The 2130-nt window shown below is 59.7% G+C and carries 2 protein-coding genes and 1 pseudogene; 2 read left to right on the top strand and 1 reads right to left on the bottom strand.

The window, feature by feature from the left end:
- Positions 1 to 44: 44 nt before the first annotated feature.
- Positions 45 to 1208 (top strand): low temperature requirement protein A, encoded by a 1164-nt coding sequence (locus tag L0H65_RS18865; RefSeq protein WP_301460737.1) that lies wholly within the window; start codon positions 45 to 47, stop codon positions 1206 to 1208.
- 140 nt (positions 1209 to 1348) lie between these two features.
- Here L0H65_RS18865 and L0H65_RS18860 read toward each other — a convergent pair whose 3' ends face one another.
- Positions 1349 to 1852 carry a MarR family winged helix-turn-helix transcriptional regulator gene (locus tag L0H65_RS18860; protein WP_301460736.1) on the bottom strand — a complete coding sequence of 168 codons (504 nt, stop codon included), beginning with the start codon at positions 1850 to 1852 and terminating at the stop codon, positions 1349 to 1351.
- 75 nt (positions 1853 to 1927) lie between these two features.
- Between L0H65_RS18860 and L0H65_RS18855 the strand changes: the two are divergent.
- Positions 1928 to 2130, top strand: a pseudogene (locus L0H65_RS18855) (hypothetical protein); the annotation flags it as partial.

Raw genomic sequence — 2130 nt, 5'->3', positions numbered from 1 at the left:
GATCGGCCAGCCGCGTTTCGCCTTGATAATTGACAGGATTGATGATGCCCACCACCCGCGCCAACCCTTTCCTGCGCCCGATGCCCGCGCGCGATCAGCATGAGCCGCATCGCACATCCACCCAGTTGGAGCTTTTGTTCGATCTGGTCATTGTCATCGCCATCGCCGCCGCTGCCGCAGGGCTGCATCACGCGGTTGCGGGCGGGCATTTGCTGGAAGGTGTGTTGCGCTTCATCATGGCCTTCTTCGCGATCTGGTGGGCATGGATGAACTACACCTGGTTCGCCTCGGCTTACGACAATGACGATACCCTGTTCCGCCTTCTGACCATGGTGATCATGGCGGGCGCGTTGGTGATGGCGGCGAGCATTGACCAACTTATGCAACATCTCGATCTGAGAATGCCGATCCTGGGCTATGTGATCATGCGGGTCGCGATGATCGCGCTATGGCTTCGCGCGGCGTTCCATGATCCGCTGCGGCGTGCGTCGTCGTTGCTCTATGCCGCAGGGATCGCGATTGTTCAATGCTATTGGGTCACTTTGCTGTTCATCGGCCCGGTCGGCGAGACACTGGTTTATGCGCTCTTTGTCCTGGGGGCGGTATTGGAGCTTGCGGTGCCCGTGGTGGCGGAACGGCAGGGCGAGACGCCCTGGCACCGACACCATATCATGGAGCGCTATGGCCTGCTGACGATCATCACATTGGGCGAAGTGATGCTCGCGGCATCCTTGGCCCTGCGCGCCGCCCTGGAGGATCACTTTGAGATTGCGCTGGTGCATATCGCGCTTTCCGCCCTGATCATCGGTTTTTCGATGTGGTCGCTCTACTTCACCGAGGACGAACATCTCGAAACCCAAAGTCTGCCGCGCGCTTTGCTGTGGGGCTATGGCCATTCGGTGTTGTTCGCGTCCGTGGCTGCGGTGGGCGCCGGGTTCGCGGTTCTGGTGGATGTGGTGACAGGCCATGCCGCGATCAGCCTGCTGGGTGGCGATTACGCCGTGGCGGTGCCGTTGGTGCTGTATCTTCTGATACTGTGGCTGGTGCGGGACCGCTATTGCCTGCAAGGGCCCTCGCGGTTTGTGTTGCCGGGCTTTGCCGTTCTGGCGCTGGCTATGCCCGCGCTTGGTCTTGGGCTGGAAGGGGTCGCGGCGGCGCTGGTGGGGGCAGTGATTGCCCGTTCATTTGCCAGAAAGTTGAACGCCTGATCCAAGGCAGGTTTTTCGTCGAAGAATCATGGCCCGAGCTGCGTCGTGCTGATGATCTTGCCGCGCTCGCGCGCGTCGAACAGGGCGCGGGGGTCACGCTCGGCGAACGGCATCCCGCTGGAATCAACGGAACTCACGGGCTATGCGGTTCTGTTGCCGCCGTTACTTTCGTCGCTGGTTTCAGACCGTATCACGGCGCGCGCATTCTGCTCTACGCGGTCCAGCAAGGCCAAAAGCTGCGACGTTTCCTGCGGTGTGAAACCTGCCATCAGCGCGTCATTCACCTGTTCATGAAACCGTGCAAGGGGGCGCAACCGATCCCCCGCCGGACAAAGCATGATCCGCACCGTGCGTCGATCCTGCGCATCCTCCTCTCGGCGCAGCAGGCTTTTCTCGACCATCCGGTCCAGAATGCGCGAGGTGGCGGGAAGGTTGTTGCCGGTATACTCGGCTATCGCACCCACTGTCAGACCGTCCTGCGCCCACAGGACCGACAACACCACCCATTGAGGCAAGGTCAGACCATGCGCATCCAGGAGCGCATTGCACATCGACATGCTCGCCCCGGCGGCAAAATTAAGCTGCCGCCCAAGGGAGATTGGTCTTTTTGGCACAGTTTCCGTTGCCACGAATATACTTTCCATGTAAATTAAATCCGCCAAGGTCGATTTTGGCCAACCCGATTACAATAGACAGAATTCAGGATGGGGAAAATACAGATGACGAAAAAGGTTTTGCTCGTGGGTTGGCATCCCAGCGTCGTGAACTATGCCAAATGGCCGGGGATGACACCGGAAAAGCTGGAACTGGCGCTGCGAGCGGATGAGTCAAAGCTGAACGCTTTGGGCTATGACGCGGCGATCGGGTTCATCCACAGCGGTGAAACGGCGGTTGATCAGGTGGTCGAAAGCCTGAAATCGGC

The organism is Pseudorhodobacter sp. (genome assembly GCF_030452865.1).
Lineage (GTDB): Bacteria > Pseudomonadota > Alphaproteobacteria > Rhodobacterales > Rhodobacteraceae > Pseudorhodobacter.
The sequence above is the reverse complement of the archived record's forward strand: the minus strand, read 5'-3'. Positions and strand labels throughout refer to the sequence as shown.

What these genes read in the sequence shown, in the direction of transcription:
- L0H65_RS18865 (WP_301460737.1), top strand. Translation starts at nt 45, where the DNA reads ATGCCCACCACCCGCGCCAACCCTTTCCTGCGCCCGATGCCCGCGCGC.
- L0H65_RS18860 (WP_301460736.1), bottom strand. Translation starts at nt 1,852, where the DNA reads ATGGAAAGTATATTCGTGGCAACGGAAACTGTGCCAAAAAGACCAATC.